Raw genomic sequence first — 23413 nt, 5'->3', positions numbered from 1 at the left:
CAATGAAACGATCCGCCCTGGCATTGAGCCTGGCGCTGCTGGCGGCGCCGGTGTGCGCGCAAACGCTGCTGACCAGGCACTTCAGCGCCGACCCGTCGCCGCATTTCTTCCAGGGCAAATACTACGTCTACGCGACGGACGACCAGAACAATTCCGGCGAGAAGTGGGACTCCACTTCCTGGCGCTTGCTGGTATCCAGCGACCTGAAAAAATGGGAAGACAAGGGTCCCTTCCTGCCCGCCACGGTGTTCAAGTGGGCGGCGGCGGGCGCTAACGCCTGGGCCCCGGAAGCGCTGGAGTACAAGGGTAAGTACTACTTCTTCGCGCCGGTGAACCAGACCCAGATCGGCCTGGCGGTGAGCGACAAGCCGGATGGCCCATTCGTGGATGCGCTGGGCAAGCCGCTGGTGGACAAGGCGCGCGACGCCAACGCCGGCGCCGAGCCCATCGACCCGGCGGTGTTCGTCGACAAGGATGGCCGCATCTATATGTACTTCGGCACCCGGGTGCCCAAGGTGGTGGAGCTGGCGCAGGACCTGGGCGGCACCGTGGGCCCGATCCGGGACGTGGCCGTAAGCGGCTTCCCGCCCAAGAGCAAGCCCTATGGCGAAGCGCCTTTCCTGCACCGGCACAAGGGCCAGTACTATTTTTCGTTCTCCACCGGCTGGCCGGGGCAGATCGTGTACGCCACCGGCAGCTCGCCGCTCGGTCCGTTCAGCTACAAGGGCGTGCTGATCGACTACCTGAAAATTTCAACCAACCACCACGCGATCCTGGAGCAGGCCGGCAAGACGCTGCTGTTCTATCACGACAACGTGCTGCCCGGCGGCGGCAGCCATAAGCGCTCGATCCTGATGCAGGAAATCCGCTATGACGCCGACGGCAATATGCTGCGCCAGTAACTGAACCGATCTCCGGAGCCGGGCGGCGCGGTTTTTTCCTCTTTCCGTGTCGCCTGTTCCCTCTTTGCCCGCTTGCTCGCGTAAGCGGGTTTTTTTTGGGCTATGCCAAAACTCTGCAAAAAACTCATAGCTCAGTTAAAAAAATATATAGGTGCCGCGCGCGGAAGGCGGGTACGCTGCCGGGATACTCCACTACCTGCACCTATGCCATGGCAACTACCTCTCCAATCAAAATCGGCCTGGTCGGCCTCGGTAAAATCGCCGTCGACCAGCATATTCCGGCCATCCGCAACAATCCCGGCTTCGAACTGGTAGCGGGTTGCTCCCCGCACGCCCGTCCCGAGGGTATTTCGGCCTATAACGACATGGCGGCCATGCTGGCGGCCCACCCCGAGATCGAGGCGCTGGCCATCTGCACGCCGCCGCAGGTGCGCCACCGCATCGCCAAGGAGGCGCTGGCCACCGGCCGCCACGTGTTCCTGGAAAAGCCGCCCGCCACCACACTGGGCGAAGCGGAAGCGCTGCGCGATTTCGCGGCCCAGAAGCGTGTCACGCTGCTGGCGAGCTGGCATTCGCGCTTTGCGCCGGCGGTGAACGCGACCCGCGAATGGATTGCGCAGCGCAAGCTGAAGAACATGCAGATCGTCTGGAAAGAGAACGTGCGCCAGTGGCATCCGGGCCAGGCCTGGATCTTTGCGCCGGGCGGCATGGGTGTGTTCGACCCGGGCATCAATGCCTTGTCCATCCTGACCGCCGTCGTCGGCGACCAGGTGATCGTCAAGAAAGCCGACCTGCACATTCCGGTCAATTGCGATTCGCCGATCGAGGTGCAGCTGGAGATGGTGACCGAGCAGGGCGGCGTGCCGGTGCGGGCAGACTTTGACTTCCTGCAGGAGAACCTGCAAACCTGGAGCATCTACGCGGAAGCGGAGGACGGCGGCAAGCTGGCGCTGCACATGGGCGGTACCACGCTGGAGATCGACGGCGCGGCCGTGATGCAGGAGCCGGAGCGGGAATATCCCGGCCTGTACGCGCACTTCCATGCGCTGATCGCCAACGGCCAGACGGACGCCGATTTCGCACCGCTGCGCATCGTGGCGGACGCTTTCATGCTCGGTAAGCGCATCGCTGCGCCTGAATACGTGGAGTAATCGCAGGCGTACAGGCGCATCGCTGCGCTACGACCGCAGTTCTTTCAAAATGATGGCCGCGGCGCGCTCGGCCTCCGCCTCGGCCGATTGCTGGTCCGGTAGCGTGAGGTCCGCCGACACGCGCCGCTTCGGATAGATGTGCGTCATATGCATCGGGTTGGCGGAAGGGGCGAAGATGGAAACGTACGCTCCCCAATGCTCGGTGCCCTCCAGCAATTCGCCAGTAAACTCAACCTCAAAGCCGTCAATTATCTTGGCAGGCATGGCTTTCTCCTGTTGGGAAAGGCGCTTCAGCGAGCTGGAGTGCGCGCCGTGATCGGGTGGCCGGGGCGCAGCTGCCGCCGGCCTGGATTCCGACGCACGGCTGCTCCAGTGTAGCAGGGCGTGCTGCCGGCGCAACTGCTGCACCGATGGCGATGGGCCATCAACCCAGCGCCAGGAGTTTGGTTTCCTGGACAGGATTGCACGTTACCGGGGCGGTGGCGGTCAAACCGAACGCAGCGTAAATCCGCTGCATGAGGGTAAATTCAGGTAGCGCAGAGAAAAAAGCAGCCCCCGGGCTTGCGCGCCGGGGGCTGCTTCATTACGCCAGCTTACAGCACCAGCGCTATTAGATGGTTTCCAGCGCGGTGTTGAAGGTGGCGCTAGGACGCATCACTGCGGCCGTCTTGACCGGGTCGGGGAAGTAGTAGCCGCCGATGTCCATGGCCTTGCCTTGTACTTCGGCCAGCTCTGCAACGATCTTCGCCTCGTTCTCGCCGAGGGCCTTGGCCAGCGGTGCGAAGTGCGCTTTCAGTTCCGCGTCTTCGTTCTGCGCTGCCAGCGCCTGCGCCCAGTATAGCGACAGGTAGAAGTGGCTGCCACGGTTGTCCAGCTCGCCGGTGCGGCTAGACGGGGACTTGTTATTGTCCAGCAGCTTGCCGGTGGCCTCGTCCAGGGTCTTGGCCAGCAGCTTGGCTTTCACGTTGCCGGTCTTGATGCCCATGTCTTCCAGCGACACGGCCAGCGCCAGGAACTCGCCCAGCGAGTCCCAGCGCAGGTGGTTCTCTTCCACCAGCTGTTTCACGTGCTTCGGCGCCGAACCGCCGGCGCCGGTTTCGTACATGCCGCCGCCGGCCATCAGTGGCACGATGGACAGCATCTTGGCCGAGGTGCCCAGTTCCAGGATCGGGAACAGGTCGGTCAGGTAGTCGCGCAGGATGTTGCCGGTTACCGAGATGGTGTCCAGGCCGCGGAAGGCGCGTTCCAGCGTGTAGCGCATGGCGCGGGTCTGCGACATGATCTGGATGTCCAGGCCCTTGGTGTCGTGGTCCTTCAGGTAGGTCTGCACCTTCTTGATCACTTCGTTCTCGTGCGGACGGTAGGTGTCCAGCCAGAACACGGCAGGCATGCCCGAGTTGCGCGCGCGGGTGACGGCCAGCTTGACCCAGTCGCGGATCGGCGCGTCTTTCACCTGGCACATGCGCCAGATGTCGCCTTCTTCGACGGTCTGGGTCAGCAGCACTTCGCCGGTGGCCAGGTCGGTGATGTTGGCGATGCCGCCTTCCGGTACTTCGAAGGTCTTGTCGTGCGAGCCGTATTCTTCGGCTTGCTGCGCCATCAGGCCCACGTTAGGCACGGTGCCCATGGTCTTCGGATCGAAGTTGCCATGCCACTTGCAAAAGCCGATCATCTCCTGGTAGATGCGGGCGAAGGTCGATTCCGGCATGACCGCCTTGACGTCCTTCGGACGGCCGTCGGCGCCCCACATTTTGCCGCCGATGCGGATCATGGCAGGCATCGACGCGTCGACGATGATGTCATTCGGCGAATGGAAGTTGGTGATGCCCTTGGCCGAGTCGACCATGGCCAGTTCCGGACGGTTGGCGTGGCAGGCGTGCAGGTCCTTCAGGATTTCTTCCTTCTGCGACGCCGGCAGCTTTTCGATCTTCTCGTACAGGTTGCCCATGCCGTTGTTTACGTTCACGCCGATCTCGTCGAACAGCTTGGCGTGCTTGGCGAACGCTTCCTTGTAGAAGATGCGCACGCAGTGGCCGAACACGATGGGGTGGGACACCTTCATCATGGTCGCTTTCACGTGCAGCGAGAACATCACGCCGGTCTTGCGCGCGTCTTCCAGTTCGCGCTCGTAGAACTCCAGCAGCGCTTTTTTGCTCATGAACATGCTGTCGATGATTTCGCCGGCCTGCAGCGAGACCTTCGGTTTCAGCACGATGGTTTTGCCGGAAGCGGTGATCAGCTCCATTTTCACGTCACGGGCGGCGTCCAGGGTCATGGACTTTTCGCCGTGGTAGAAGTCGCCATGGTGCATGTGCGACACGTGGGTACGGGAAGCCTGGCTCCACTCGCCCATCGAATGCGGGTTCTTGCGCGCGAACTCCTTGACGGCCTTCGGTGCGCGGCGGTCGGAGTTGCCTTCGCGCAGTACCGGGTTGACCGAGCTGCCGATGCACTTGCCGAAGCGGGCTTTCAGTGCTTTTTCTTCGTCGGTTTTCGCGTCTTCCGGGTAGTCCGGCAGCTTGTAGCCGCGCGCTTGCAGTTCGCGCACGCAGGTCTGCAGCTGGGCCACGGAGGCGCTGATGTTCGGCAGCTTGATGATGTTGGTTTCCGGTTTCTGGGTCAGGGCGCCCAGTTCGGCCAGGGTATTCGGAACTTTTTGTTCGTCGGTCAGGAATTCGGGGAATTCCGCCAGCACGCGTGCAGCCACCGAGATATCGCTGGAGACGACATCGACGCCGGCGGGCGCAGTGAATTTTTTGATAATGGGCAGCAGGGAATAGGTCGCCAGCAGCGGCGCTTCGTCAGTCAGAGTGTAGATAATTTTTGATGTTGGTGTTGCCATGGTTTCCCTCGTATGCGGTCGGTGCCTAGTATTCACTTGATAAGTTTTCAGGCACAGGAATAGTCTTTCTTGCCCTGGGCGCTACGGTGTCGGCGCTGACCCCTTGTTCGCCCAAGTGCGTATTTTAGACCCTTGACACTAATAATGGGCGGAAACCCCTCGCCCGGGCGCGGATTCTTGCCAAAGTTTTATACTATTGCTATCACTGATAGCGTTCGTGGAGGGTGTTATGGCTCAATTATTGGTTCGCAACCTGGATCCTGAGCTGGTGGAGGCGCTGCGCCGCCGCGCCGTCGGCAGCGGCCGCAGCGCGGAAGCCGAACACCGCGACATCCTGCGCTCCGCCCTGCAAGAGCAGCCCCCCAAGCGGTTGCTGAAGGACGTGCTGGCATCCATGCCATACTTCGAGGACGATGACCTGTTCGACGTGCGATAGGCGCCGGCATGGCCTATCTGATCGATACCAATGTCATTTCCGAGTACCGCAAGGGCGGCCGCTGCCATCCCGGCGTGGCCCGGTTTTTCCGGGACGCGGACGATGCGGAGCTGTTTTTGCCGGTGCAGGTCATCGGCGAAATCCGCGCCGGAATCGCCAAGGTGCGCAGGCGCAAAAAGCTTTCGAAGGCCGGGATGTATGAGGCGTGGCTTGACGGACTGCAGGCCACATTTGCCGGACGGATAGTCGAATTCGATGCCGATAGCGCGCAACGTCAACCCATTTCCGAGTACTGAAGAGCTGGGCTGACGCCAGGAATCAGCCCGCCTTGGTGCGCGCCCACACCACTAGCGGCGCGAGCCAGCGCGGACGCCAGGTCAGCGTGAAGGCGACGACCAACGCCGAACCGGCCAGCGCCATCACCCACACCAGCGCCGCCATCGACGCGTGGTCCACGCGCAGGCACAGCAGCAGCGCGGCGAGCCAGGCCAGCGCGCCCAGCACCCGCAGCAGGCGCACCGTGCCGGGCGTAGCGGGCTGCGCGCCGCGCACCTGCTCCCAGTGGCTGTCCATCGACAGCGCCAGCCAGCCGGCGCCGGCCACGGTGGCAGCCAGGGCGGCGATCAGTATCAACGCATCATGCATGGGAGCCTCGCGGGTCGGTGCCGTTGCCGGCGGTGGCGTTCGGGGCGGCGGCGGGCAGGCTGTCCGGCCGCTCGCGGCGGCGCAGCTTGCGCGCGGCCACGACGGCGATGGCGGCGCTGGCCAGCATCGCCAAATCCATGCCGGCCACCGGCCAGTAGCCTTTGCCAATGGTCTTGAGCAGGTGGTCGCCGGTGGTGACGGCGTTCAGCACCGCGGCGGACACCGCCAGCACCGCGATCATCCAGCATTGCTCGCGCCAGGCCGGTGCGATGCGGGCCTGCAGCACCGGCGCGCTGCGCCAGGCTGCGTGCAGCAGGGTCAGCAGCCAGGCGCCCCAGAACACGTTCTTTTCCCAGTCGCCCCGGTGCGGCAGGTCGGCCGGCAGCAGGCGGTTGGCCACCAGCATGGACAGCGCGGCAATGAGCATGCCGGTGACGGCGGCCGTGGCCAGCGCGTCCACCCAGCGCGCGCCGGCGGCGCCTTGCTTGGCGTGCTGCCGCTTGCGCTTTTCCACATAGAAAATGAAGCCGGTGGCGATGCAGGCGCTGCCCGCCAGGCCGCCCAGCACGTAGAACCAGCGCAGCAGCCAGTGCTCGAAGTGCTGCAAATGCAGGCCGGTGAGGAATTCGTTGATGCCGGATGCCACCGTGGGCACCGGATCTTCGCTGATGACGCCGCCGGACGCGTTGAAGTGCACGGCCTGGCCGACCAGCGCCACGCGGTCGCTGCCGGCGCGGTAGATGCTGACGTAGCTGTTGGCGTCGCCGATGTGGTTCACCACCAGGAAACCCACCGTGCCGGGCATGCCGCGCTCGGCCCAGCGGCGCTTCGCCTCCACCACCATCGCGTCCACCGACGCCAGCGGCGCGGCCACGCCGGCCGGCGTGAACGGCAGCCCTTTGGCCTTGGCCTCGGCCATGGCGTGCTGCATCGCCTGCGGTTTCAGCATGGTCTCGTCCACCGGCAGGTAGATGCCGGCGAAGATCACCAGCCCGGTCAGGGCGAAGATGAAGTGGAAGGGCAGGGCCACCACGCCGGTCAGGTTGTGCAGGTCCAGCACGCTGCGCTGGGCTTGCTTCTTCGGGCGGAAGGTGAACAGTTCACGGAAGATCTTGCGGTGCATCACCACGCCGCTCACCAGCGCGGCCAGCATGGCCAGCGCCGCCAGGCCGACGATCCAGTAGCCCAGGCCTTTCCATTCGATGTGCAGGCTGTAGTGCAGCGGGTAGAAGAAGCCGCTGCCGATTTTCAGCTGGTCGTGCGGCAGCACGTTGCCGTTGCGCGGGTCGATGGTGACGTGGCCGTGCACGTGCTCGTCCGGGTCGGCCGGGTTGTTGCTCACGCCGAATTCGGCGAAAAGCTGCAGCACCGGGTCGCGGTGCGTGGTGTACGCGCTCCAGCTGCGCGCCGGGCCCACCGCCGGCGCGGCGCCGATACGGCCGCGCGCCGCTTCGATTTCCTCGTCCTCGGGCGTGATCTGCTTGAAGATCGGGGCCAGCAGCTTGTCGTAGGACGGCATCGGCTGCGGCTCGAAACGGGTCTGCGGGATGGCCCAGCGGTCGATTTCGCGGTCGAACACGGACAGCGTGCCGAAGAAGAAGACGGCCATCAGCACGAAGCCGAGCACCAGGCCGAACCAGGTGTGCAGCCAGGCCATCGACAGGCGGAAAGAGTGAAACATGGTGTACTCCGGTAGGAAAACTTGAATCGGGCCGGTTCAGGCCCGCGCCAGCAGCCAGGCGGCGCCGCTCATGGCGGCGCCGCCGCCCAGCAGCACGGTCCATACGCGCACCAGGCTGGCTGCGGCGTAGGTCCAGCAGAAGCACGCCAGGAAAACCAGGAACGCGAGCAGGTAGGCCACCGTGCGTGCTTCCCCGTAGGGCAGGCCGGCGGCCAGCAGCAGCGTGATGCCCAGCACCACGCTGCCCCAGACGAATGCGTACGCTCCCAGCAAGCTGGCGGCCACGCGCGAGACGATGTGGCTGGCGGAATGTTTCATGGCGGTTCCTTTGGATTAGAAGCGGTAGTCCATCGTCAGCAGCACTTTGCGCGGCTGGCCATAGGTGTAGGGCGCGCCCCACCAGTAGCTGCCTGAACGATATTTCTTGTCCGTCAGGTTGGAGACGTTCAGCTGCAGCGACAGCTTGTTGTCGAACGCATAGCGCGCCATCACGTCGACCAGCGCGTACGCCCCCTGGCCCACCTTCTCGGTCGCGCCGGTGGCCGGATTGGTTGCGCTGGCAGGACGGTCGCCTTCCCAGTTGACGCCGCCGCCGAAGCTCAGGCCGCTCAAGTCGCCCTGCAGGGTGTACTTGGTAAACAGTTTCAGCTGCTTGCGCGCGTGGTCCACCGCCACGTCCACGCCGTCGGCGTCCTTGGCGGAGAAGTGGGTCCAGCCCAGGCTCACGTTCCAGTTGCGGGCCAGGTCACCGTTCACTTCCATTTCATAGCCTTTCACCGTCACGCCCTGCGCGGTGCGGAAGGCGGGATTGGTGGTGCCCGGCACGAAGAAGCCGACGTCGGCCACCGCGAAGTTGCTCTGCTCGGTGCGGAACACGGCAGCCGAGGCGTTCAGTTTGCCGTCCAAGAACTCGCCCTTCAGGCCGGCTTCGTAGCTCTTGCCTTCCAGCGGGTCGAGATAGGCGCCGTTGCGGTCGCGGTTGGTTTGCGGCTTGAACTGGTCGGTGTAGCTGGCGTAGGCGGAGGTCTGCGGGGCCAGGTCGTACACCAGGCCGGCGTATGGGGTGAACACGCGCTTGTGGTCGATCTGGTAGGCCGACGCGGTCCACGCGGCCGCTTCCTCGTCGCGCTGCCAGTTGCTTACGCGGCCGCCGACGATAGCCTTGAGCGCGTCGGTGAACTGCAGGCGCGCGGCGCCGTACAGGCCGGACTGCTCGGTGGTGCCGCGCGAGCCCTGGTAGCGCGGGCCCATGGCCGGCTCCGGATAGGATCCGTCCCAGTGGTTGAAGTCCGGCAGCGGCGCCATGTCGCCCACCAGGTCGCGGTTGCTCCAGCCTTCCGTCAGGCGGCTGTGCGTCAGGCCCACGTTGAGCTCGTGGTTGCGGCCGAACAGCTGGAACGGGCCGCTGGCGCTGGCGCTCACCTGGGTCTGCTTGGGATCGGAAATGTAGTGGTAGGGCAGGCCTTGCAGGCCGAGGCCGGTGGCGCGGTCCGGGTCGCCCCACACCCACAGCAGCTTGGAGTCCTCGTTCTGGCGGTGGTGGCTGATGTCGGCGCGCAGCGTCCAGCGGTTGGCCAAGGTGTGCTGCAGGTTGATGAAGGCGGTTTGCTCGTGCGTGTCCCACTGGTTCCAGCGGGTGGCGGTGGTTTTCGCGGTGTCCCAGTCGGTGCGCGAACCGTCCGTGTACCAGTAGGGCAGGCCGGCCCACAGTACGCCGTTGCGCTCGTCGCGCTGGTCGCTCAGGCCCACGCTCAGGCGGGTGCTCTTGCCCAGGTCCGCGTCCACGACGCCGTAGAACACCTTGTTGTCGGTGTGCTCCAGGTCGATGAAAGCGTCCTGTTTGCCGATGCTGGCGACAAAGCGGCCGCGCACCGAACCGTCCTGGTTCAGCGGGGTGCTCAGGTCCACCGTGCCGGTGCGCTGTTTCCAGGAACCGAGCTGGGCGCTGACGGAACCGGTGAACACCTTGCTGTCCGCATGCTTGCGCACCAGGTTCACGGCCGCCGACGGATCGCCCGCGCCGCCCAGCAGGCCGGTCGCGCCGCGCACCACTTCGATGCGGTCATACATGGCGGTGTTGCCGGTTTCGATGCCGATATTGCCGGTGGCCATGGGGATGCCGTCGAACTGGAAATTTGTGATATCGAAGCCGCGTGCCGACAGCTGGTTGCGGCCCCGGTCCACCGGCTTGACCGAGATGCCGATGGTGCCGCCCAGTGCGTCGGCCACGGTGATCATGGCCTGGTCTTCGATGCGCTGGCGGGTGACGATGGAGACCGACTGCGGCGTGTCGCGCACCGACAGGTTCAGGCCGGTGGCCGTGCCCATGGCGCCCTTGGTGTAGGAATTCGATCCCTCGGTGGCGCCGGTCAGGCTGGCGCCTTGCACCACTACCTGGGGCAGGACCGCGTCGGCGGCGGTAGCGGTATCAGGTTGCGGCTGGTCTTCGGCCTGGCTGTGCATGGCGCACAGCGCAAGGGAGACTGCCAGGACCAGGCGGCGGGGAGCGGGGGGATTCATGGGGTATCGGCCTCTAGATGAGAATGCAAATGAGAATTGTTCGCAATATTATATGGCGAAGATGCCCAATTTGCAAAAAAATGCCGTTGCCCTAGGGGCGGCGCGGTTATCGGCCTCGCTGAAACACCACCCGTACGCCATGCCGCCCCAGCGCTTGCGCCAAGCCGGCAGGATCTGCCACATGCCCGATGCTGGCGTATGCGTAGGGGGAGGGAAACGATTGATAGAAGACGACGACAGTCTTGGCACCGTACAACATGAGGTCGCCATTGCGTATCGTTCCCGGTTTGCTGGCATCCGCTGGCAATGCCGCCGGCAGATCCGCGTGCTTCTCGTTTCCGTTGAGCTCGGCCATCTGCAGTGTCAGCGGCAGCATCCCTGCCAATGCGCGCGCGGTCGCGTTCTCGGCCAAAGTGACGCCGAAGCGGCGTTCGCCGACCACCATGCAGACCTGCGATGTCTCCACTGCAGGGCTGGTGGCGCCCGCTGCATTGGCGCCCTGGGCCGGCTGTGCGCGCGAGGCCAGGAAGGTGAGGAAGGCGGCCATCAGCAGCATGACTGCGCTCGCGATCAGCGTGCTTCGGTATCCGGCCTTGTCGAATAACAAGCCGCCGATGGTGGAGCCGGATGCGATGGCAAGCTGCACAACGGCCACCATCAGCCCGCCTCCGGCTTCCGCATCCCGGGGCAGGGTTTTCGCCAGCCAGGACCACCAGCCCACCGGCGCAGCGGTCGCAACCGCGCCCCAGATGCCCAGCAGTGCGGCCACGATGGCGACCCGGCGGCCAAAGATGGTGAGCGCCACGGCGATCAATGCCATCAGGATGGGAATCGCCACCAGCGTCCAGTAAAAGTTCCACTTCAGGAAGCTGCTGATGACGGTGCTGCCCACGAAGCCACCAACGCCAATTCCCAGCAGGACAAGCGAAAGCGTGGAGATCTCCACGCGCGTGACGGTTTCCAGGAACGGGCGCAAATAGGTGAACAAGGTGAACTGCCCCATGAAGAACGCGGCCACGGCCAGCATGCCCCATGCCACCGCCGGATTCCTGAGCAGTCTGAAGGCGTTGTGGGAGCCCGCCACCCCAGCTCGGGGCTGCATGGCGGGCAGGCTGCACCACTGCCAGGCAAAGGCAAGCAAGGCCACTGGCACCAGGCAGAAAAATGCCCCTCGCCATCCGATCACCGCCCCCAGGTAACTGCCCAGCGGCGCAGCAACCACGGTTGCCAGCGCGTTGCCGCCATTGAAGATGGCCAAGGCGCGCGGCACCTGGTGAGATGGCACCAGACGCATCGCGGTGGCTGCCGACAGCGACCAGAAGCCGCCGACAACCACGCCGATCAGGGCGCGGCCGGCCATATAGAGCAGGTAGTTCGGCGCCATCGCAACGACGGCCCCGGAAATGGCCATCAGCGCAGTCAGCCCCAGCAGGAGGATTCTGCGGTCCATGCTGCCGGCCACTGCCGAAATCGACAGGCTGGTGAGCACCGCGAACGTCCCGGAGATGGCGATCCCTTGTCCTGCCTGGCCTTCGCTGACCAGGAGATCCCTGGCCATCGGGGTCAACAGGCTGACCGGCATGAACTCCGAGGCGATCAGCGTGAAAACGCAGAGCGTCATGGCGAAGACGCCGCCCCATGCTGCCGCTTGTGCATCCGCCTGGCTGCGCCCGAGCGCGCCCTGTTGGGTAATGGTCATATTTTTTTCCAGTGTGCATAGGGAATGAGGCGAACGCTCATCCGTTCAACGCCATCCTAGGGCGCGGCCAGGGCGCCGACACGCGGGAAAGCGGAAAAAGTATATGGGTTGCAGCCATGAATGTTCGGTATATTCATGCTTAAAATCGCAGATTACTTGGGGGCGATGTATGGCCAGAGACAACATTATTGATATCCTGATCTTTTTCGAGGTCGCCCGCGAACGCAGTTTTACGCGGGCCGCGATCAAGCTTGGCATGTCTCAGTCCACGCTCAGCCACATCGTTCGCGATCTGGAGGCCCGGCTGGGCGTGCGGCTGCTGAACCGGACCACGCGCAGTGTTTCGCCGACTGACGCGGGCGAGCGCCTGCTGCGGAACGTGGCGCCCCGGCTTGACGAGGTGCACGCCGAAATCGCTGCCGTCAGCGACTTGAACGGCAAGCCGGCAGGCACGGTGCGCATCACCGCCATCGACCACATTATCGACACGCTGCTATGGCCCAGGCTGGCGCCGGTGCTGCCGGATTATCCCGACCTGAACGTCGAGATGCACTCGGACTACAAGCTGATCGACATTGCGGCAGACCGGTATGACATCGGCGTGCGCTACGGCGACCAGGTGGAGGGGGACATGATCGCAGTCCGGCTCACGCCCGACATCCCGACGATAATCGTCGGCTCGCCTGGCTACTTCTCGTGGCACTCCCGGCCAGCCACCCTGCAAGACCTCATGAAGCACAACTGCATCACCTTGCGGCTGGCAAGCAGTGGCGGCATCTACGCGTGGGAACTGCAGCACGGCGGCCGCCGTATCGAGGCCAGGGTGAGCGGGCAGACAGTTTTCACCAGCGCTTTGCCCATGGTGCAGGCTGCACTGAGCGGCAATGGACTGGCATTCGTGACGGAAGATCTGGTGGCTGAGCATGTGCGCGAAGGCCGGCTCATCAGCGTCATGCCGGACTGGTGCGGCTGCTTTCCCGGCCTGCACGCGTACTACCCCAGCCGCCGCCACGAATCAAGAGCGCTGCGCATCGTGGTCGATGCCATCCGGCACAGGGGATGAGCCGTTAACTTCAGCTGGCCGCAAGAGAATTTAATGCACCGCGTGCAGCTTGACCGCCGTTCCCTCGTCGCGCCCGCCCCAGGCGGCGATGGCGGCGGCCATGCCGATGGCGAAGGCGCCGCCCACCACCATGGCGCTGGCCACGCCCAGGTGGTCGACCGCCACGCCGCCCACCAGCGCGCCGCAAGCCAGCGACACCTGGGCCGTGGCGACGAACACGGCGCCGCCGCTTTCCATGGCGTCCGGCGCGGCGCGGAACATCCAGGTTTGCACCGAGATCGGCATCATGCCGAATGCCAGGCCCCAGGTGATGATGAGGGCGGTGGCGCCCCACAGGGTGGTGCCCAGCAGCGGCAGCAGCGCCGCCGACACGCCCATCACCAGGCCGGTGGCGATCAGCGAATTGCGCACGCTGCGCGCCACGGCCCAGCCGCCGATGAGGTTGCCGATGAAGCCTGCCGCGCCGTAGGTCAGCAGCAGGGCGCTGGTGGCTTTCGCGCTCAGCCCGCTGATCTGGGTCAGGAACGGCGTCACGTAGGTGTAGGCGGCAAACTGGCCGATGAACACCAGCAGCGTGGCGAGCATGCCCAGGCGGCCTTTTTTCACGCGCAGCAGGGCCGGCAGGTGGGCAAAGGTGGTGGCCTTGTCGGTCGGCAGGCGCGGCAGCAGGAACAGCTGCATCAGGAACACCAGCACGGAAACCGCGCCGGCCGCCGCGAACGCCATGCGCCAGCCCAGCGCCTCGCCGATCAGGGCGCCGGCCGGCACGCCGGCCACGGTGCCCAGCGAGATGCCGGCGAAGATGATGGCGGTGGCGCGCGTGGCGGACGCCGCCGGTACCAGCCGGCCGCCCAGCGCGCCGCCTATGGCCCAGAAGCCGCCCACGCCAATGCCCAGCAGCGCCCGGCCCAGCAGCACCACCGGCAGCGAGTGCGACAGTGCCACGATCAGGTTGGAGACGGCCAGCAGCGCGGTCAGGCCCAGGATCACGTGGCGCCGGTCGCTCTTGCCCACGCCGACGGTGACCAGGATGGCGGCGAACGCCGCCACCACGCCGGGGATGGTCACCATCATGCCGGCGATGCCTTCGGTCACGGCCAGCTCGGCGGCAATGGCGGGCAGCAGGCCCACCGGCAGGAATTCCGTGGTGACCAGCGCGAACGAGCCTACCGCGACGGACAGCACGGCCAGCCACGCGGAGCCGGGCGGCGGGCTGGCGGGGGAGGAAATGGGGGCGTCGCCGTCGGGCGCGCGCAGGGCGTTTGATTTGTTTTGCATGGGTATCCTTATGGCCTGTGCAGTAAAAACACTTGAGTTTTTTACTGATCGGTTCATAATCTACGCCAGCGACGCCTTTGTCAATCAATTTTTAACTGATCGGTATGAAAGATAGTTCCGCCACCGCCCGCAAAACCGGCCGCCCGCGTACCTTTGACGAGGACGCGGCGCTGGAGCAGGCCATGAACGTATTCTGGGAAAAGGGATTCGAGGGCAGTTCGCTGCAAGACTTGACCGACGCCATGGGCATGAACCGGCCCAGCCTGTATGCCATCTTCGGCAACAAGGAGAATCTGTTCCGCATGGCAGTGGAGCGCTACAGTGCGGGCCACGAACCGGAAGCCGTGGCCGCGCTGATGGAGCCGACCGCGCGCGCGGTGGTGGGGCATCTGCTGCGCGCCGCGGCGGACGCGCAAACCGAAGACGGCAAGCCGCACGGCTGCCTGGTGATCAATGGCGCGTTGGCCTGTGGGGAAGAGGCGCTGCCGCTGCGGCAGTCGCTGGCGGAGCGCCGCGCGCAAAAGGAGGACAGGCTGCGCCAGCGTTTCGAACGCGCCCGGCGCGAAGGCGACCTGCCGCCCGACACCTGCGCGCTCCAGCTGGCGCGCTATGTGATGACCGTTTCGCACGGCATGGCGGTGCAGGCCATGGACGGCGCCACGCGCCGGCAACTGCACGAAGTGGTGGACCAGGTGCTGCGCGCCTGGCCATCGTGACCTGACTTCAGCGCTGTTACGGCCTTACTTTCCCGGCCATGCTGCGCGCCGCAATGCGGCCAGCGGCAAGCCGAACAGCGCTGCCACCATCGGGTCGCGCTGCACCAGGCAGTCATTGGGACGGAACCGCAACGGTTCGTCGTCGATCAGCCGGTGCACCCGGTGGCCCTCGCGGCTCACGGTGACGTTCAACTTCGGGCCGACATACCGGCGCGCCAAGTAATCATCCATTTTTTCCTCCTGCGTTAGACCTGGCCGTCATTGTGCGCGCGCCGCGTTGGCCGCGCCATAGCTCGTCCTGCCTAGTCACTCTTCTTTTTCTGTCTCACAGGAAATCTTGATTCAGATCATATCGCCGCGCCGGTACTGGCGCGGACAATGGCGCTTGCCTATCCACACCAAAGCAGACCAAGCACACTAAGGAGTAACAGCAGATGGACAGCAGCAAAAACAACAACGATATCGATGGCGTACAGGTGAGCCGGCGCGGCTTCCTCGGCAAGGGCGCCATGCTGGGCCTGGCCGGCGCGACGGTCGCGCTGGCAGGCTGCAAGGCCGAAGGCGGCAACGCGGCGGCCCCCTCAGGCGGCGCCGCAACTGCCGGCCATGCGGGCGGCAGCGAAGTGAAGCCCGGGCAGCTGGACGACTACTATGCCTTCATCAGTTCCGGCCACGCCGGCGAAGCCCGTGTGCTGGGCATGCCCTCGGGCCGCACGCTCAAGCGCATCCCGGTGTTCAATATCGACTGCATGGTCGGCTGGGGCATCACCAACGAATCGAAAGCCATCATGGGCACGCGCCCGGACGGCACGCTGAAGTACACCACCGGCGACACCCACCACGTGCATGGCAGCTACCGCGACGGCACCTACGACGGCCGCTGGCTGTTCATCAACGACAAGCTGCACTCGCGCGTGGCGCGCATCCGCATGGACACCATGGAGTGCGACAAGATCACCGAACTGCCGAACGTCATGGGCATGCACGGCCTGTTTCCGGACAAGTGCGACCCGGTCGACAAGGCCATCAACTACACCACGCGCGTATTCTGCGGCGCCGAATTCCACGTGCCGCTGCCGAACGACGGCCACGACCTGGATGACCCGTCCAAGTGGGGCGCGCTGTTTACCTGCGTAAGTGCGGCCAGCATGGAAGTGCTGTGGCAGTGCCGCGTGGACGGCAATATGGACCTGGTGGCTACCTCGTACGACGGCAAATACGCCGCCTCCAACCAGTACAACACCGAGAACGCGTCCGACCTGGCAGGCATGATGGCCGCCGAGCGCGACGCCTGCGTGTTCTTCCATATCGAACGCATCGAGCAGCAGATCAAGGCCGGCAAGTTCACTACCATCGGCGCCTCCAAAGTGCCGGTGGTGGACGGCCGCAAGGCCGCCAACGGCGACGCCAAGACGGCGCTCACTTGCTACGTCCCGGTCGGCAAGAACCCGCACGGCGTGAACGCCAGCCCGGACGGCAAGTATTTTGTCTGCTCCGGCAAGCTCTCGCCCACGGCCACGGTGATCGAACTGGCGCGCGTGGACCAGTGGTTCGCCGGGTCCCTCAAGGACGCGCGCGAGGCGGTGGTGGCGGAGCCGGAAATCGGCCTGGGCCCGCTGCACACGGCCTTCGACGGCAAGGGCAATGCCTACACTTCGCTGTTCCTGGATAGCCAGTGCGTGAAGTGGAACGTGGACCAGGCCATTGCCCAGTTCAAGGGCGACAAGGCGGCCAAGGTCATCATCGAGAAGCTCGACGTGCACTACCAGCCGGGCCACAACTACAGCTCCATGGGCGAGACACGCCAGGCGGACGGCAAGTATCTCAACTCGGGCAACAAGTTCTCCAAGGACCGCTTCCTGCCGGTCGGGCCGCTGCACGTGGAAACCGAGCAGCTGATCGACATCAGCGGCGCCGGCATGAAGCTGGTGGCGGACCACACGGCCTACTCGGAGCCGCATGACGGCATCATCGTCAAGCGCGACGTGGTGAAGACGCGCCAGATCTACACCATGAGCGACTTCCCCAACGCGGTGACGCCGGAGACAGCCGGCATCGAGCGGCGCGGCAACAAGGTGCATGTGCGCCTGATGTCGCAGGCGCCGTCGTACAGCATGCCGGTGATTAAGGTGAAAAAGGGCGATGAGGTGACGCTGACGCTGACCAACCACGACAAGGTGGAAGACCTGACGCACGGCTGCGCGCTGCCGACCTACAACGTGAACTTCATCGTCAATCCGCAGGAAACCAAGTCGGTCACCTTCAAGGCCGACCATGCGGGCGCGTTCTGGCTGTATTGCACCCACTTCTGCCACGCGCTGCACCTGGAAATGCGCAGCCGCTTCCTGGTAGAGGCGTAAGCGATGTTCCTGCTGCGGCGCTTGCTGGCGGCCATGCTGGCCTTTCTGCTCCTGCTCGCATCGGTGCTGATGGTGCTGCTGCCGCTGCCGTCGCGCGCCGGCAGCTATGACGCGGACTTGTCCGCCGCGCTGCTGAGCGGCCCGGACTTGTGCGCGCACGCGGACTGCCGGGCAGTGCTGCCCACGGCAGTCCGCTTCACGCAGCGCAAGGGGTCGCCGCAATACGTGGAAGGCTATGCGCGCGCTGCCGACGGCAGCGAGCAGCTGGCCGGCTACGTCTTCCTGTCGACCGACGTGGTCGACATTCCGGCCTACTCAGGCAAGCCGGTGGTCACGCTGATCGGCATGGACCGCGGCGGCGTGATCGCCGGTGTGCGGGTGCTCAAACACTCGGAGCCGATCCTGCTGGCGGGCATCCCGGAATCGGCGCTGCAGCGCTTTATCGGCCAGTACCCAAGCCGGCGCGCCGACGGCCGCTTCGAGATCGGCGGCGACTCCGGGCTGGACGCCATCAGCGGCGCCACCGTAACTGCCATCGCCGAGAACCAGGTGATTGCACGCAGCGCCTATGAAATCGGGCGCCAGGTGGGCATCTTTACGGCGGCGGCCCGTCCGCCGGCCCGCTTCACCGCGCTGGACCTGCGGCAGGACTGGGCCACGCTGGCAAAAGAAGGCAGCATTGCGCGCCTGCAGGTGAGCGCGCGCGCGGCGGGCACGCCGTCGGCCGGCCCCTATATCGATATGCAGTTCGGCTATCTGAACACGGCCAGCGTCGGCAACAGCGTGCTGGGCGAGGAGGGCTACCGCAAGCTGATGTCCGGGCTGGGGCCGAACGAACACGCCATCTTCATCGTGGCGCAGGGAAGCGGCTCCTTCAAAGGCTCGGGCTTCGTGCGGGGCGGCATCTACGACCGCATCCAGCTGCGCCAGGACACCCAGACCTATACCTTGCGCGACACCGACTACCTGAACCTGTACCAGGTGCAGGCCGCCGGCGCGCCTTCTTACACCGAGTCGGCCATTTTCATCATCCGGTCGGCGGACTTCAACCCGGCCTGGCCGTGGTCGCTCAGCCTGCTGGTGCACGGCGCCAGCGCCGGCGGCAAGCCCGGTTTCACGCGCTTCGAACAGGAATACTGGCTGCCGGCGCGCTACCTGGAGGGAGGCCACCCGCGCCTGGTGCGGCCGCAGCCCGCCTGGCAGGCCATCTGGCAGGCACGCATGCCGCAAGTGGCGGCCTTTGCCGCGCTGCTGGCGCTGACCGCCTTGCTGTATTCGCAGCGCGACCGCCTGGTGCGTGCTTCCACCCGCAGGCACAAGCCGCTGATCACCATCCCGCGCACCGTGCTGTGGCTGGCCAGCGCCGGCTTCTTCGGCTTCTGCCTGAAGGCACAGCCCAGCATTACGCAGGTGCTGACCTGGGTGCATGCGCTGCTGTACCAGTGGAAGTGGGAACTGTTCCTGTCGGACCCCTTCATTTTCCTGTTCTGGATCTTCATCGCCGTCACGGTGCTGGTATGGGGGCGCGGGCTGTTCTGCGGCTGGCTGTGTCCATTCGGTTCGCTGCAGCACCTGGCCCTGAAGCTGGGCAGGCTGGTGGGGTTGGAACGCTACCAGCGCCTGCTGCCCAAGCGCCTGCACGACCGCCTGAAATGGATCAAGTACGGCGTGTTCTTCGGCTTGCTGGGCGTGTCGCTGTGGTCGATGGAGAGCGCCGAGATGCTGGCCGAAGTGGAGCCGTTCAAGACCACCTTCCTGGTCGGCGTATGGCAGCGCAGCTGGCCGTACGGCCTGTTCGTGGGCGCCATCCTGGGCCTGGCCATGTTCAGCGAGCGGCCCTACTGCAAGTACCTGTGCCCGCTGGGCGCGGGGCTGGCGCTACCCGGGCGCTTGCGCCTGTTCGGCTTGAAGCGCAAGGCGGAATGTACTTCGTGCAAGGCCTGCGCGGCCGGCTGCGGCTCGCACGCGATCGACGCGCAAGGCCGCATCGACCAGACCGAATGCATGCTGTGCCTGGATTGCATGGTGATGTACTACGACGACCACGCCTGCCCGCCGCTGGTGGGCGAGCGCAAGCGGCGCGAAAAGGCCGGGCAGGCGCTCAGCCGCATCGACGCCGGCGGCCACTTCATCGCGCTCGACAGCCTGCGCGCCAGCATGCCTGCGAAACGGAGCGAGCCATGAGGCGGGCGTTATCCTGGCTGGCACTGGGGGTGTTCGCGCTGGCGCTGGCGGCGGTGCCGGCGAGTGCGGCGGTGCATGCCGTGCAGCCGGGCATGTCGCTGGCGGCCGCCGTGGCGGACGCCGCGCCGGGCGACACGGTGCGCGTGCTGGGCGGCCAGCATCCCGGCCATCTGCTGATCGACAAGCCGCTGACACTGGAGGGCGTGCACAAGCCGGTCATCAGCGCCGGAGGCAGCGGCGACGTGGTCCGCATCAGCGCCAGCGGCGTCACGCTGACCGGCTTCATCGTGCGCGACAGCGGCGAGGACCTCACTGCGCAGAACGCCGGCATCTATGTGCAGCCGGGCGCGCACCGCGTCACCATCGCCGACTGCGATCTGGTCTACAACCTGTTCGGCATCTGGCTGGAACGCTCCGACGACGCGCGCCTGCTGCGCAACCTCGTCACCGGCCGGCGCGACCTGCAGTCGGCCGCGCGCGGCAACGGCATCCAGGTCTACAACACGCGCGGCGCGCAGGTGATCGGCAACCGCATCAGCCACACCCGCGACGGCATCTACGTCGACGTCTCGCGCGACGCGCTATTCCGGGGCAACGTGATCCATCACGTGCGCTACGGCACCCACTACATGAACACCGACCACAGCACCTGGGAAGACAACCAGGTGCACGACAACCGCGGCGGCCTGGCGCTGATGGAGGTGCGCAACCTGGTGGTGCGCCGCAACCAGGCCTGGCGCAACGCCGACCACGGCATCATGCTGCGCACCATCCAGGATTCCGTCATCGAGGACAACGTCGTCGCCGGCAACGGGCGCGGACTGTTCATCTACGACGCCGAATACAACGTCGTGCGCCGCAACCTCGTGGTCGCCAACCACACCGGCGTGCACCTGTCGGCCGGCTCGTCGAACAACCAGGTGGATGGCAACGACTTCATCGGCAACCAGGAGCAGGTGCGCTTCGTGGCCGCGCGCGACACCGAATGGGGCCGCAGCGCGGGCAACTACTGGAGCAATTACAGCGGCTGGGACCAGGACGGCGACGGCGTGGGCGATTTTGCCTACGAAGCGAACGACCTGGTGGACCGGCTGTCCTGGCAATACCCCCTGATGCAACTGCTGTCCACCAGCCCGGCCCTGCGCACCTTGCGCTACGCGGCGCGCCAGTTCCCCGTGCTGCGCGCGCCCAGCGTGGTGGACCGCCGGCCCCGCATGCAACCCTACCACCCAGATTGGAGACGCTGGAATGCGCTATTCCCCCGATAACGATGCCGACCCCGTGCAACTGCAGGACGTGCGCCGCCGCTACGGAACGGTGCAGGCGCTGGACGGCGTGTCGCTGAGCGTGCGGCGCGGCGAACTGTTTGGCCTCATCGGCCACAATGGCGCCGGCAAGAGCACGCTGTTCAAGATGATGCTGGGCCTGATCCAGCCCAGCGGCGGCACGCTGCGCGTGCTCGGCATGGACACCCGCAGCAGCGCCTTCCGCCACGCGCGCACCCGCATCGGCTACCTGCCCGAGAACTTCGTCACCTACGACAACCTGAGCGGACTGGAAGTGCTGTACCTGTTCGCGGACCTGAAGACAGTGCCGCGCAGCCGCTGCGGCGCGCTGCTGGAGCAGGTCGGGCTGGGAGCGGCAGCCGGCCGCCGCGTGCACGGCTATTCCAAGGGCATGCGCCAGCGCCTCGGACTGGCGCAGGCGCTGCTGGGCGATCCGCGCCTGTTGTTCCTGGACGAGCCGACCAGCGGCCTGGACCCGGCCGGCGTCGCCGACTTCTACGCCATCCTGCACCAGCTGCGCGAGGGCGGCGCCACCATCGTCATCACGTCCCACATCCTGGCCGAGATCCAGCAGCGGGTGGATCGCCTGGCGATCCTGCAGGGCGGACGGCTGGCGGCGCTCGGCACGCTGGGCGAACTGCGCACCAGCCAGCCGCTGCCGCTGCGCATCGACGCGACGCTGCACCGGGGTCTGTCCGCCGCCTCGCTCGACACCTTGCGCGGCCTGGGCATGACGCTGCAGCAGGACGGCGACGGCGCCGCCGCGCGCGCCGCCATCGCCTGTCCGCCCGAGCGCAAGATGCAACTGCTGGCGGCGCTGGCGCCGCTGGCGTCGGCACTGGAGATCCATGAACCCACGCTGGAGCAGCTGTTCCTGGGCTACGGAGGCGCACATGGCCGAACACACTGAGCGGCGTATTGCGTGGCGCCTGGTGGGCGTGCTGGCGGCCAAGGAGTGGCGCGACCGGCTGCGTAACCGCTGGGTGCTGGCGGTGGCGCTGCTGTTCGCACTGTTTGCGCTGGCCATCGCCTATTTCGGCGCGGCGCAGCAGGGCGCGGTGGGCTTTCGCAGCCTGGACGCCACGCTGGCCAGCCTGGCCAGCCTGGTGGTCTACCTGGTGCCGCTGATCGCGCTGCTGCTCGGCTACGACGCCGTGGTGGGCGAACGCGAACGCGGTGCGCTGGACCTGCTGCTGTCGATGCCGGTCAGCCGCTTCGAGGTCTTGCTGGGCAAATACCTGGGCCTGGGCGCGGCGCTCACCGGCGCCACGGCGCTCGGCTTCGGCGCCGGCCTGCTGCCGCTGGCCAGCCAGCTGACCGTGTCCGAAGGATGGCGCTATGCCGCCTTCGTGGCCGCCGCCATCGCCATGGGCCTGGCTTTTCTGAGCGTCGCCCTGCTGGTGTCGGTGCTCGCCCGCGACCGCGTGCGGGCCAGCGGGGCAGCACTGGCGCTGTGGTTTTTCTTCGTGCTGGTGTACGACCTGCTGCTGATGGGCGCTCTGGTCCTGAGCCAGGGTGGCATGGCCAACAGCGTGTTTGCCACCTTGTTGATGCTCAATCCGGCAGACGTGTTCCGCCTTTACGCAGCCGGCGGCACCGATGCGGGCGGCCTGGCTGCCGTGATGCCACCCGGCATGACCTCCGGCGCCGCGCTGCCGGCGGTCATGCTGACCTGGATGACGCTGCCTTTTCTTATTGCTTACTGGAGATTCAAACAATGAACACCAACATGAACACGACCCCCGGGCCGGCCCGTACCGGCAGGTCCGGCTGGGCCATGCTGTCGGCCGCGCTGCTGCTGGCAGCTTGCGGCCAGCCGGTCAGCAAGCTGGCCGCGCTGGAGCCCGGCGCCGACGCGGCCTGCGCGCTGGACGGCATGGTGCTGAAGGACTATCCCGCATCCAAGGCCCAGATCCGCTATGCCGACGGCCAGACCGACTACTTCTGCGATGTGATGGAGCTGTTTGGCGCCGTCCTGGCGCCTGACCAGCGCCGTCCCGTGGCGGGCCTGTACGTGCAGGACATGGGCCGCGCATCATGGAAGCAGCCGTCCGGCCACTGGATCTCCGCGCGTGACGCATGGTATGTGGCGGGCAGCCGCCGTCCCGGTTCCATGGGGCCGACCATCGTACCGTTTGCCTCGGCCGATGCGGCGCGCGCTTTCGCCACCGTGGAAGGCGGCAAGGTGCTGCGCTTTGACCAGGTCGATGCCGGCATGCTGCGCATGGGCGGCGGGGCGGCGCACGACCAGGGCATGGGCCATTGACCATTTTTATCACCAAGAAGGAAGCACCATGACATACCCGAAAACCGCCATCCTGCTGCTCGCCCTGTGCGCCGGCAGCGCCGCCGCCGCTCCCGTCAACGGCGAGAAGATCTATACCGCCACCTGTTTGGCCTGCCATGGCGCCGGCGTGCTCGGCGCGCCCAAGACCGGCGACAAGGCCGGCTGGAAGCCGCGCGTCGCCAAGGGCAAGCCAGCCTTGTACGCCAGCGCGCTGAACGGCGTGAAGATGATGCCTCCGCGCGGCGGCAATCCCGCGCTGAAGGACGATGAAATCAAGGCCGCTGTCGATTTCATGATAGCCAAGAGTAACTAGCAGAAATCAGCAGGCGCGGCACCGGCGGGACGGTAACCGTGCCGCCGGTG

The 23413-nt window shown here is 65.9% G+C and carries 22 protein-coding genes; 13 read left to right on the top strand and 9 right to left on the bottom strand.

Annotated features, from left to right (window positions below):
• The first annotated feature begins 2 nt into the window (after positions 1-2).
• On the top strand, positions 3-902 hold the full coding sequence (locus AC6H42_RS05425; protein ID WP_057153854.1) for a family 43 glycosylhydrolase: 900 nt from the start codon (positions 3-5) through the stop codon (positions 900-902).
• A gap of 209 nt (positions 903-1111) precedes the next feature.
• Entirely contained in the window at positions 1112-2053 is a 942-nt protein-coding gene (locus AC6H42_RS05420; protein ID WP_057153855.1) for a Gfo/Idh/MocA family protein, read from the top strand.
• Between the two features lie 27 nt (positions 2054-2080).
• On the opposite strand, the gene AC6H42_RS05415 is transcribed toward AC6H42_RS05420, so the two are convergent.
• Together AC6H42_RS05415 and AC6H42_RS05410 are read right to left on the bottom strand one after the other, a co-directional pair.
• On the bottom strand, positions 2081-2317 hold the full coding sequence (locus AC6H42_RS05415) for a hypothetical protein (RefSeq protein WP_057153856.1): 237 nt from the start codon (positions 2315-2317) through the stop codon (positions 2081-2083).
• Between the two features lie 346 nt (positions 2318-2663).
• The gene (locus tag AC6H42_RS05410; protein WP_057153857.1) at positions 2664-4895 is read right to left on the bottom strand and encodes an NADP-dependent isocitrate dehydrogenase; all 2232 of its coding nucleotides are present in this window, start codon (positions 4893-4895) and stop codon (positions 2664-2666) included.
• A gap of 229 nt (positions 4896-5124) precedes the next feature.
• Here AC6H42_RS05410 and AC6H42_RS05405 point away from each other — a divergent pair, with 229 nt between their 5' ends.
• Both AC6H42_RS05405 and AC6H42_RS05400 read left to right on the top strand, forming a co-directional pair.
• Positions 5125-5331 carry a FitA-like ribbon-helix-helix domain-containing protein gene (locus AC6H42_RS05405; RefSeq protein ID WP_057153858.1) on the top strand — a complete coding sequence of 69 codons (207 nt, stop codon included), beginning with the start codon at positions 5125-5127 and terminating at the stop codon, positions 5329-5331.
• A gap of 8 nt (positions 5332-5339) precedes the next feature.
• Positions 5340-5627, top strand: a complete 288-nt coding sequence (locus AC6H42_RS05400; protein WP_497547566.1) for a PIN domain-containing protein — start codon at positions 5340-5342, stop codon at positions 5625-5627.
• Positions 5628-5649: 22 nt separating this feature from the next.
• On the opposite strand, the gene AC6H42_RS05395 is transcribed toward AC6H42_RS05400, so the two are convergent.
• The 5 genes from AC6H42_RS05395 to AC6H42_RS05375 all read right to left on the bottom strand — a co-directional run bounded on the left by AC6H42_RS05395 (position 5650) and on the right by AC6H42_RS05375 (position 11876).
• Positions 5650-5976, bottom strand: a complete 327-nt coding sequence (locus AC6H42_RS05395; protein WP_057153860.1) for a DUF3325 domain-containing protein — start codon at positions 5974-5976, stop codon at positions 5650-5652.
• Positions 5969-7657, bottom strand: coding sequence for a PepSY-associated TM helix domain-containing protein (locus AC6H42_RS05390; RefSeq protein WP_497547565.1), 1689 nt, complete (start codon positions 7655-7657; stop codon positions 5969-5971). The genes AC6H42_RS05395 and AC6H42_RS05390 overlap by 8 nt, the downstream gene beginning before the upstream one ends.
• Before the next feature lie 36 nt (positions 7658-7693).
• The gene (locus AC6H42_RS05385) at positions 7694-7975 is read right to left on the bottom strand and encodes a hypothetical protein (protein ID WP_057153862.1); all 282 of its coding nucleotides are present in this window, start codon (positions 7973-7975) and stop codon (positions 7694-7696) included.
• A 15-nt stretch (positions 7976-7990) separates the two neighbouring features.
• Positions 7991-10177 (bottom strand): TonB-dependent siderophore receptor, encoded by a 2187-nt coding sequence (locus AC6H42_RS05380; protein ID WP_497547564.1) that lies wholly within the window; start codon positions 10175-10177, stop codon positions 7991-7993.
• Positions 10178-10283: 106 nt separating this feature from the next.
• Complete coding sequence (locus AC6H42_RS05375) at positions 10284-11876, bottom strand: MFS transporter (RefSeq protein WP_497547563.1); 1593 nt, start codon at positions 11874-11876, stop codon at positions 10284-10286.
• 169 nt (positions 11877-12045) lie between these two features.
• On the opposite strand from AC6H42_RS05375, the gene AC6H42_RS05370 reads away from it, so the two are divergent.
• Positions 12046-12939, top strand: coding sequence for a LysR family transcriptional regulator (locus tag AC6H42_RS05370; RefSeq protein ID WP_497547561.1), 894 nt, complete (start codon positions 12046-12048; stop codon positions 12937-12939).
• 30 nt (positions 12940-12969) lie between these two features.
• Here the strand turns inward: AC6H42_RS05370 and AC6H42_RS05365 are convergent, their stop codons facing one another.
• On the bottom strand, positions 12970-14217 hold the full coding sequence (locus AC6H42_RS05365; RefSeq protein WP_497547560.1) for an MFS transporter: 1248 nt from the start codon (positions 14215-14217) through the stop codon (positions 12970-12972).
• Positions 14218-14321: 104 nt separating this feature from the next.
• Between AC6H42_RS05365 and AC6H42_RS05360 the strand changes: the two genes are divergently transcribed.
• Complete coding sequence (locus AC6H42_RS05360; protein ID WP_057153866.1) at positions 14322-14933, top strand: TetR/AcrR family transcriptional regulator; 612 nt, start codon at positions 14322-14324, stop codon at positions 14931-14933.
• A 24-nt stretch (positions 14934-14957) separates the two neighbouring features.
• Here AC6H42_RS05360 and AC6H42_RS05355 read toward each other — a convergent pair whose 3' ends face one another.
• Complete coding sequence (locus AC6H42_RS05355; protein ID WP_057153867.1) at positions 14958-15164, bottom strand: hypothetical protein; 207 nt, start codon at positions 15162-15164, stop codon at positions 14958-14960.
• Between the two features lie 203 nt (positions 15165-15367).
• On the opposite strand from AC6H42_RS05355, the gene nosZ reads away from it, so the two are divergent.
• The 7 genes from nosZ to AC6H42_RS05320 are packed head-to-tail and all read left to right on the top strand — an operon-like array spanning position 15368 to position 23363.
• Positions 15368-17293 (top strand): TAT-dependent nitrous-oxide reductase, encoded by a 1926-nt coding sequence (gene nosZ / locus AC6H42_RS05350; RefSeq protein ID WP_057153868.1) that lies wholly within the window; start codon positions 15368-15370, stop codon positions 17291-17293.
• Between the two features lie 33 nt (positions 17294-17326).
• Positions 17327-19477, top strand: coding sequence for a 4Fe-4S binding protein (locus tag AC6H42_RS05345; RefSeq protein ID WP_497547582.1), 2151 nt, complete (start codon positions 17327-17329; stop codon positions 19475-19477).
• Positions 19474-20745, top strand: a complete 1272-nt coding sequence (locus tag AC6H42_RS05340) for a nitrous oxide reductase family maturation protein NosD (protein ID WP_057153869.1) — start codon at positions 19474-19476, stop codon at positions 20743-20745. The genes AC6H42_RS05345 and AC6H42_RS05340 overlap by 4 nt, the downstream gene beginning before the upstream one ends.
• Complete coding sequence (locus tag AC6H42_RS05335; protein WP_497547559.1) at positions 20726-21673, top strand: ABC transporter ATP-binding protein; 948 nt, start codon at positions 20726-20728, stop codon at positions 21671-21673. Before AC6H42_RS05340 ends, AC6H42_RS05335 begins: the two co-directional genes overlap by 20 nt.
• Positions 21657-22484, top strand: coding sequence for an ABC transporter permease (locus AC6H42_RS05330; RefSeq protein WP_057153871.1), 828 nt, complete (start codon positions 21657-21659; stop codon positions 22482-22484). Before AC6H42_RS05335 ends, AC6H42_RS05330 begins: the two co-directional genes overlap by 17 nt.
• 8 nt (positions 22485-22492) lie before the next feature.
• Positions 22493-23029 carry a nitrous oxide reductase accessory protein NosL gene (locus AC6H42_RS05325; protein ID WP_497547558.1) on the top strand — a complete coding sequence of 179 codons (537 nt, stop codon included), beginning with the start codon at positions 22493-22495 and terminating at the stop codon, positions 23027-23029.
• Positions 23030-23057: 28 nt separating this feature from the next.
• Positions 23058-23363, top strand: coding sequence for a c-type cytochrome (locus AC6H42_RS05320; RefSeq protein WP_057153872.1), 306 nt, complete (start codon positions 23058-23060; stop codon positions 23361-23363).
• The last annotated feature ends 50 nt before the right edge of the window (positions 23364-23413 follow it).

This window comes from Massilia sp. NBRC 108631, assembly GCF_059704565.1.
The sequence above is the reverse complement of the archived record's forward strand: the minus strand, read 5'-3'. Positions and strand labels throughout refer to the sequence as shown.